Here is an 8,575-nt window from a genome sequence, read left to right as displayed (position 1 = left end):
TGTTACAAAGACTAATGGGAAAACTGATGCTAATGAACCCGCCATTTCAGTCAATAAGACGATCGCTGTAAATGGAGCTTTTTCGATCGCTCCAAAATAAGCCGCCATCGAGATCAAGACCAACCCCAAGACTTGACTGTGCGCAAGCCACCCAGCATTTACCCCCAACAACCCTGCAAAGCATCCGATCACAGCACCTAAAGCCAAGATCGGCATAAAGATACCACCTGGGACCGAAGCACCATAAGATATCATGGAAAAAATAAACCGCACGATAAAAAAGAGCACGAGCAACTTCAAAATTGCACGTGGGTCAGTCGTCGTTAAACTCATGTCCGTCACATAACTGATAAAATCATGACTCCCACCTAAGAGCTTAGCATTCCACAAACCCAAAGGGATAGTCAATAATAATGGGACCAAGCTGTGATAACGCTGAGGTAAGAAGCTTAGCTTGCTATACAAATAACGTTGCTCTAACAAAACATATTGATAGCCATATGCTAAGATACCGATAATAATGCCCAAGATGAACAAAAATACATAATTAGGCTCACCCGCAAATGGTGTGATGTACATTGGTAAACTAGGCTGTTGACCTAATAAGACCAAAGTCATCAGATCGGCACTCAAAGCTGCTGCTAAAGCCGTCAACCAGATCCGTGGTTTAAAAGTCGTTGTGATCTCCTCGACCATAAATAATACCCCAGCTAATGGTGCACTAAATGCAGCTGCTAGACCCGCTGCTACTCCGGCCAATAGCAATGTCTGCTGATCTTTTTTAGAAGTTTTAAAAACATCCTCTGCCAAGCCTTGCCCTACACAAGCCCCCATTTGGATACATGGGCCTTCACGTCCAAGAAACAACCCAGGACATATTGCTAACAGACCACCAACAAATTTACGCCACAAGATCTGCCATGGTGCATAACTATTTTGCCCCAGTAAGATCGCTTCGACTTGGGGGACCCCTGAACCGACTAAGTTATTCAGATCATACTTGAGGATCTTGCCTAATAACCAGCTGATCGCCACTAAGAATAGTACATAAACGAGCACATAGCCCAAATGTCTCTCAAGATATGGATACCACCAAAATAATAATTGCAATGTATGATCGATGATCCACCGAAAACAACTGACGATCCCACCCGTTATCAGGCCCACGACCGCTCCTTGAACGATCAGGTTCAAATAGTTCATGGAAAATGGTCGCCCCAATACATCTTTTGCTCTAGCTACCAAATCAGCACATCCCTTCAGGTCAAACACTTTATCTATCATAACATTCTTATCGCAGTTTATCACATGTTTAATCTTTCATTAAATTCCTAAAATGCTTGACCTAGTGTGCCTGACTTCGCTATATCGTCCCAAATGAATACCTTTTCTAAATTAAAAACTAGAACAATATTTTTTTATTTTATAATCTTTATAGACTGCATCCGTTCAATATGCGATAATTCTTTACGTTATGCTATTTTACAATAGCATTAGGTAAGATAAAGGGGATCTTTTAATTATGAAACATTGTGCCCTATATCTGGGCTATTTTATCGCGTTACTCGCACTCCTATTACTACTTTGGTGTGCATATTATTCGTACACGCATACAGGAACGCACCATTTCGTTGAGATCGGACTAGAAGATGATGCTTTTGACGATCCATACGATAGCAACTTTTCAGTCGAGTATAATTGATTCAAAAATAAAAGGGCTACTGGTAGCATCCAGTAGTCCTTTTATTGCTATTTATGACTTTCAATATAGTTAAAAGCTTCTTGACCGGCGATACCACCATCGCCAACTGCGGTCGTGATCTGACGTAGTGTCTTTTGCCGAACATCCCCGATCGCATAGATCCCAGGAATGGTAGTTTCCATCTTATCGTTTGTCACGATCCAACCTTTGTCATCCGTGATCCCAAGGCCTTGGAACGGAGCTGTCATTGGGATCGAACCAACATAGATAAAGACACCATCTGCTGGGATCGTCGTTATTTCACCCGTCTTGACATTTTTAGCCTTGACCCCGGTAACTTTTTGCTCGTCACCTTGGATCTCTTCAACTACAGTATCCCAAGTAAATTTGATCTTATCATTTTTAAAAGCGCGTTCTTGCAAGATCTTTTGAGCACGTAAACTATCACGTCGGTGGACAACATTCACGCTTGAAGTAAGATTAGCTAAATACATCCCTTCTTCAACCGCTGAATCACCACCACCGATCACGACAACATCACGGTTTTTATAAAAGGCACCATCGCAGACAGCACAGTATGATACACCACGACCACCATATTGTTCTTCGCCAGGTACACCTAACTTGCGACTTTCCGAACCAGTAGCAATGATCACCACTGGGGCTTCTAATTCGCCACTATCTGTCTTAACGAGCTTCGTCTTTTCATCGATCACTTCGATCTTTTCAACATTACCATAGACAAATTCAGCACCAAAATTAGTTGCACTTTGATACATTTCTTCAGAAAGATCTGGTCCCATGATCGTTTTAAAACCAGGGTAGTTTTCGATCTCAGCAGTGTTGTTCATATTACCACCATAAACACCACGATCAAGCATCGCTACTTTTAAATTTGCACGTGATGCATAAAGAGCTGCCGTCATACCGCCTGGCCCTGCCCCGATCACGATCACATCATACTTATCTGCCATCTGCTATCCTCCATTAATTAAGCTAAATGTTTTTCTAAAGCTTGTTTCAATTGGTCTTTCATATGGACACCAACCAATTGGTCCACAACTTGACCATCTTTTTTGATCAATAAAGTTGGGATCGACATGATACCAAAACCTTGAGCTGTCTTAGGATTAGCATCAACATCTAACTTGCCGATCGTTACCTTGTCGCCCATTTCAGCAGCTAATTGCTCGATGATCGGGGCTTGCATCCGACATGGACCACACCAAGTTGCCCAAAAGTCGATCAAGACAACACCTTTATTTGTTTCTGTTTCAAAATTTTCATCTGTAAATACTTTAACCATTTTTATTACCTCATGACCACAAAATCTATTCAACTACTTGATTGAATAACTAAACTATATCACGCTTTTTTGTTTAGCGCAACCATTTTAACTTACTTTTCTTTAGTTATCCAATCATAGTAACTATGATTCAAACTATAGGCTCGATATCCTTTATCATGGAGCAAGCCTGTAGCTAGATCAGCGTATGTACAGAGATTCCCACGACAATATACGATGATCTCACGGTCAGAAGGCAAAAAGCTCAAATGCTCTTCTAGTTGATCAAACGGGATATTCAATGCTCCTTTGATATGCCCAGCTTGATATTCATCAGTTGGACGAACATCTAAAAATAGTGCCTGACGCTGTTGTCTAGCCTGAGACAATGTGATCGTCAAACTACCAGCCCTTTTAGCTAGATCGTCTTGTAAGGTCTGCATTTTTTCCAATTGCTCGCTGCCGACTTGATTAAGACTACTTACCAACTGTGCAACTTGATCTGAGGCCAGAGAATACACGACAAAATTGCCTTCTTTGCGTCGCTTGACTAAACTCGCCTTAAATAAGATCTGTAAATGCCGTGAAGTGTTAGCGACTGACATTTGCGTTTCAGCTGCCAAATTTTCAACCGTCTTTTCACATTGTATCAATAATTCTAAGAGTTCTAGCCGTCGTGCACTCGAAAGACATTTGCCGATCTTAGCCAGTTCAGTATAAAGTTTATTTCTGTATTCTTTAGCTTCATTCGTTTCCATCAACTCACCCCAAACTATTCAATTATATTATTGAATAGTTTAAATGATTTGACCGATATCGTCAAGAATTATCCCAAAAAATAATTTCATTTAATTTTAAAAATATTTACTCATTCTCATTTTTAGTTTAATATATATAAAATTATAAAACTTAAAGCGCCTATTTTAAAACTTTTCTAAAAAATAAACCCACTTTTCTATTTCATTCTTTTTTAAATGTAGTATAATATGGCTAAAATAAAAGTCTGCTCCTAATCAGACAGACTAAGTTTGGGGGAATGCCTATGTTTAGTAAAATCGGTCAACTGATCTTTAATAATGAAGCAGTTGCTAAAACATCAGATTTCACAATGGGTCTTGAGATCGAGATGCATCGCGTTGATGATATGGGAAATCTCAGCCAAGAACCATATCCAGCCGCACTCGGTGATGAAACGACCAATCCTTGGATCACTACAGATTATTTAGAAACGATGTCTGAAGTAGTGACACCACCTGCAGCTTACGCCCTTGATGCGATGCATTATCTTTATGGGATCAATAACGTCTTACGCTCTGCTTTAGCACCAGGTGAATTACTTTGGCCATTATCGATGCCACCTAAATTACCTAAAGATACGAGCCATATTCGCTTAGCTCAATGGGGTCCTGAAAAAGAGGCATATTTAAAAGAGTGGACACGAAGACACCGTTTTGCTGAAGGTACTCCTTGTGGTGCTCACATCAATCTCAGTATTGATCAGCACCTCATCGACTTAGTCTTAAAGAACTTTCCAGAGCGCTTTAAAAATGAACTTGAAGCTAAAAATTATCTCTATGAGATCTTAGCTCAAGGCTTTGTCCGCTATCGTTGGCTGATAACTTACCTCTTTGGTGCTAGTCCGATCGCTGAAAAAAATTATTTTGAAGGTGATTTTAAGCTCAAACATCCAGTTCGAAGCGTGCGCCAAAGTTCTTTTGGCTTTGGGACCAAGTTTGCAGGCGATTATACGAATGTACAAGCCTATGTCGATCGGATCCAGCAAGGTGTCAAAGATAAGATCTTGATCAAGGATTACGAATTCCACGGCTCAGTTCGTTTCAAAGGCAACCCAGTTTTAAGTGAGCTCCCTAAAACTGGCGCCGAATATATCGAATTGCGGATGTTAGACCTTGATCCAAGTAGCTCAGTTGGCATCAGGACCGACACTTTACGTTTCCTTCGCCTACTAGCAAGTTATTTTATCATGAGCCCAGCCCTCAAAAAAAATGAAGTCAATCGTGTTTTAGAGCAAGCTGACAAAATGAATGAAGAAGTTGCTAGCGAAGATCCACGTAGTATTTGTAAATATCAAAACAAAGCACGCGCACTACTCAAGAGTTTAGAACTTTACGCCAATCGGCTCCAACTTGGACCTGAATATCAAGAAATTTTAGATGATCTAGCTGATCGCGTAGAAAATCCACTAACAACACCGAGCGCCCGCCTGTTAAATTATATTAAAGATGATTCTCTAGAAGAATACGCTTTGCGACGCGCTCGCCGTTATCAACGGGCAGCCCAAGATGCGCTCCTCAAATTTGAGGGCTTTGAAGATCGGCAGTACACTGCAGCCGAACTTAAGAAAGCACTCTTTCGTGGTAACTGGGATCCTGATCTGCGCCGTAGTTAATCTTTGCTTTATCTGTAAGAATAATATATGATCTCCTTGGAAGAACAAAATGCGGGGAGATCAATTATTCAGACTCATTTTGTAACCGCTAACAACACTAAGAAAGGAAAAACTATATTTCTTCCTAATAACATAAACCGTTATATTATTTTGCATTTAATATAGTGACACAAAAATATGAAAGCTGTTTCAGTTAAGGACTCTGGTGTTGGGATCGAAATTTCAGAATGCGCTATTCCAACACTTAAACAAGGTGAAGCTTTAGTAAAAATGGAGTATTGTGGTGTTTGTCATACTGACTTACATGTGGCTAATGGTGATTTTGGCAAAGTTCCTGGTCGGATCTTAGGACACGAGGGGATCGGGATCGTCACTGAAGTTGCTGATGATGTAACTTCGCTCAAGGTCGGTGATCGCGTAAGTATTGCCTGGTTCTTCAAAGGCTGTGGTTACTGTGAATACTGTACCACAGGTCGTGAAACACTTTGCCGTAATGTACAAAATGCTGGTTACTCAGTTGATGGCGGCATGAGTGAATACGCTGTCGTTGTGGCAGATTATGCCGTCAAAGTTCCTGAAGGGCTCGATCCAGCACAAGCTAGTTCTGTCACTTGTGCTGGGGTAACAACTTACAAAGCACTTAAAGAAGCAGATGCAGCCCCTGGTAAATGGATCGCGATCTACGGCGCTGGTGGTTTAGGTAACTTAGCTATTCAATATGCTAAGAAGGTCTTTAACGCCAAAGTTGTTGCAGTTGATATCAATGATGACAAATTAGCTTTAGCCAAGAGATCTGGTGCTGATATCGTTATCAACGCTAAAGATACTCCTAATGGCGCAGAAAAGATCCAAGAATTAACTGGTGGTTGTCACGGAGCTGTTGTAACAGCCGTTTCTAAGGTTGCTTTCAATCAAGCCGTTGAAAGTTTACGGGCTGGCGGAACAGTCGTTGCAGTTGGCTTACCATCTGAATATATGGAACTGAGTATCGTTAAAACAGTTTTAGACGGTATCAAAGTCGTAGGTTCATTAGTCGGAACAAGAAAAGATCTAGCTGAAGCCTTTGACTTTGCAGCCCAAGGACTAGTTGTACCAGTTGTTCAAAAACGTCCGGTCGAAGATGCACCAGAAATTTTTGAAGAAATGGAAGCTGGCAAGATCAACGGTCGTATGGTAATTGATTTCACTGAATAAAATAATATTACTCCACAAAAATAGCTCGCTGGATCGACCCACCGAGCTATTTTTTAATTATTCTTATTATTTTTTTGTGCAACTTTAGCTGCACGTTTGATCAGATCAGCGAAAATATTTTGTGAGTCCTGATAATGCTTATAAGTATTTTCAGGATGCCACTGTAAGCCCAAGATCTGATCATTTTCAAGTGATTCGATCGCTTCGGCTACTCCATCATCGGCTTTGGCTACAACACGTACAGACGGTGCGATATCCTTTAAAGCTTGATGATGCCGAGAATTGATATACGGTCGTTTTCCAACGAGCTCATAGAGACGACTATCCGTGATCACATTTGCATGATGAGACGGAAAATTTCCCGGTGCATCTTGCGAATGTTTAACGTAGATGTCTTTATCCTCTGAAAGATCTTGATACAGCGTTCCACCTAAAGCTACATTGATCAGTTGCATACCACGACAGATCCCTAAAATAGCTTTACCTTTTTTAACTGACTGTTTTAATAATGCAATTTCAAAAATATCTCGTTTGCGGTAAGTCATCCCCAACTTCAAATGAGGCTCTTCTCCAAAAAAGGTTGGATCAACATCAAATCCCCCCGCAAAAACGATCCCATCAAACAGATCGATATAATCATCCACAAACTTTGGATCAACACTTGGCAAAATAACTGGTGCTCCTCCTGATTTAACGATCGCTTCGATCGCAGGTCTTGGTGCATAAGGCGCATTACGTTCATTTATTACATTTGTCGCCTCAGTCAAAGTATCTGCTGGTATAGCAATTCTTGGTCGCATGAAATCTCCCCCTTAAAAGTACGTTATGAGAAAAATATCATATTTAGGACTTTAAGTAAAGTTAAACGCCTTAAAAAAATCAAATCATCCTACCAATGATCAAGTCTTAGATTACCGTTTTGCCCATATTCAACTTTAACAAACGGTAAATAAGCTAAGGCATACTCGATCTGTCCTTGATCTCTAACATAACAACTACCTTGGTCACGTAATTCACACATTGCCATTTGGACTTCATAAGGCGTTAAACTTGGACTACGTTGTAAAATATCTTCTACTTGTGCCAATTCATTAAAGTTAAACATCCTACTCATCCTCTCTTATCAGTTGTTGATCGTCTCTTGATCCAGATTTTCTTGCACATCAAATTGTGATTCAAGTTCTTCGCTTGGTCTAGCTTTAAGGCTTGTCTCCATAGCTTCATTGGTTGGCCTGAGCTCAAGATCATCATGTAAAAAATTACCTTCAAAAAAGAATAGTAATGCAAGTAAAATAATAGCTATAATAATGCCCAAAATATTTAAGTAACCGCTCTCATTCAAACGTTGCTTGATCGGTCGTCTAATGGGCTGATCAGGTCGTTTTTTCATTGTTACCACTAGATAAATGTATAGACCGCAAAACTATGCACAGAAAGAATATCGTTTCCTTTTTTAACTATAAACCTTATTAACTACTACAATGACCAGCTATACATTTATCCTTCTCTGATCATTTTAACTACAAACTTATTATATCATTATAATGATTTAAAATAGTATTTTTTTGTTTTGCCCTACTTTATATGAATAAATAAAAAAAGCCATACCTTAATAGTATGACCTTTACACGATCGGGAAAACAGGATTCGAACCTGCGACCCCCTGGTCCCAAACCAGGTGCTCTACCAAGCTGAGCTATTTCCCGATAAAAAATGCACCCAGCAGGAGTCGAACCTGCAACCTTCTGATTCGTAGTCAGACACTCTATCCAGTTGCGCTATGGGTGCATAATATAAAATATTCAGTTAATGCCGAGGACCGGAATCGAACCGGTACGGTGATCACTCACCGCAGGATTTTAAGTCCTGTGCGTCTGCCAGTTCCGCCACCCCGGCGTGATACATTGATCACAAGCGGAAGACGGGATTCGAACCCGCGACCCCCACCATGGCAAGGTGGTGTTCTACCACTGAACTACTTCCG

At 40.5% G+C, this 8,575-nt stretch carries 10 protein-coding genes and 4 tRNA genes; 3 read left to right on the top strand and 11 right to left on the bottom strand.

The features are described from left to right. A partial coding sequence (locus Q9Q35_RS01465; RefSeq protein ID WP_304651818.1) for a ClC family H(+)/Cl(-) exchange transporter occupies positions 1 to 1,245 on the bottom strand: 1,245 nt, incomplete at its 3' end. A gap of 277 nt (positions 1,246 to 1,522) precedes the next feature. Here Q9Q35_RS01465 and Q9Q35_RS01460 point away from each other — a divergent pair. Next, entirely contained in the window at positions 1,523 to 1,702 is a 180-nt protein-coding gene (locus Q9Q35_RS01460) for a hypothetical protein (protein ID WP_304651817.1), read from the top strand. Positions 1,703 to 1,749: 47 nt separating this feature from the next. Here the strand turns inward: Q9Q35_RS01460 and trxB are convergent, their stop codons facing one another. The 3 genes from trxB to Q9Q35_RS01445 form a co-directional block, all read right to left on the bottom strand. Next, a complete protein-coding gene (trxB, locus tag Q9Q35_RS01455) occupies positions 1,750 to 2,676 on the bottom strand; it encodes a thioredoxin-disulfide reductase (RefSeq protein WP_304651816.1) in 927 nt (308 codons plus the stop codon). A gap of 17 nt (positions 2,677 to 2,693) precedes the next feature. Continuing rightward, on the bottom strand, positions 2,694 to 3,008 hold the full coding sequence (gene trxA, locus Q9Q35_RS01450) for a thioredoxin (RefSeq protein ID WP_304651815.1): 315 nt from the start codon (positions 3,006 to 3,008) through the stop codon (positions 2,694 to 2,696). Between the two features lie 92 nt (positions 3,009 to 3,100). After that, positions 3,101 to 3,745 (bottom strand): metalloregulator ArsR/SmtB family transcription factor, encoded by a 645-nt coding sequence (locus Q9Q35_RS01445; protein ID WP_304651814.1) that lies wholly within the window; start codon positions 3,743 to 3,745, stop codon positions 3,101 to 3,103. A 284-nt stretch (positions 3,746 to 4,029) separates the two neighbouring features. Between Q9Q35_RS01445 and Q9Q35_RS01440 the strand changes: the two genes are divergently transcribed. Further along, entirely contained in the window at positions 4,030 to 5,397 is a 1,368-nt protein-coding gene (locus tag Q9Q35_RS01440; protein ID WP_304651813.1) for a glutamate--cysteine ligase, read from the top strand. A 177-nt stretch (positions 5,398 to 5,574) separates the two neighbouring features. After that, on the top strand, positions 5,575 to 6,591 hold the full coding sequence (gene adhP / locus Q9Q35_RS01435) for an alcohol dehydrogenase AdhP (protein ID WP_304651812.1): 1,017 nt from the start codon (positions 5,575 to 5,577) through the stop codon (positions 6,589 to 6,591). A gap of 53 nt (positions 6,592 to 6,644) precedes the next feature. Here adhP and Q9Q35_RS01430 read toward each other — a convergent pair whose 3' ends face one another. From Q9Q35_RS01430 to Q9Q35_RS01400, 7 genes are all read right to left on the bottom strand, one after another. Beyond that, complete coding sequence (locus Q9Q35_RS01430; RefSeq protein ID WP_304651811.1) at positions 6,645 to 7,391, bottom strand: gamma-glutamyl-gamma-aminobutyrate hydrolase family protein; 747 nt, start codon at positions 7,389 to 7,391, stop codon at positions 6,645 to 6,647. Between the two features lie 89 nt (positions 7,392 to 7,480). After that, a complete protein-coding gene (locus Q9Q35_RS01425) occupies positions 7,481 to 7,696 on the bottom strand; it encodes a hypothetical protein (RefSeq protein ID WP_289450149.1) in 216 nt (71 codons plus the stop codon). Positions 7,697 to 7,714: 18 nt separating this feature from the next. Further along, the gene (locus Q9Q35_RS01420) at positions 7,715 to 7,981 is read right to left on the bottom strand and encodes a hypothetical protein (protein ID WP_304651810.1); all 267 of its coding nucleotides are present in this window, start codon (positions 7,979 to 7,981) and stop codon (positions 7,715 to 7,717) included. 242 nt (positions 7,982 to 8,223) lie between these two features. Further along, positions 8,224 to 8,297: transfer RNA gene (locus Q9Q35_RS01415), tRNA-Pro, on the bottom strand. Between the two features lie 8 nt (positions 8,298 to 8,305). After that, positions 8,306 to 8,379 (bottom strand) — tRNA-Arg (locus Q9Q35_RS01410). Positions 8,380 to 8,401: 22 nt separating this feature from the next. After that, positions 8,402 to 8,487, bottom strand: a tRNA-Leu gene (locus Q9Q35_RS01405). A 17-nt stretch (positions 8,488 to 8,504) separates the two neighbouring features. Next, positions 8,505 to 8,575: transfer RNA gene (locus Q9Q35_RS01400), tRNA-Gly, on the bottom strand.

The sequence above is a fragment of the uncultured Ligilactobacillus sp. genome, assembly GCF_948826705.1.
Lineage (GTDB): Bacteria > Bacillota > Bacilli > Lactobacillales > Lactobacillaceae > Ligilactobacillus.
The sequence above is the reverse complement of the archived record's forward strand: the minus strand, read 5'-3'. Positions and strand labels throughout refer to the sequence as shown.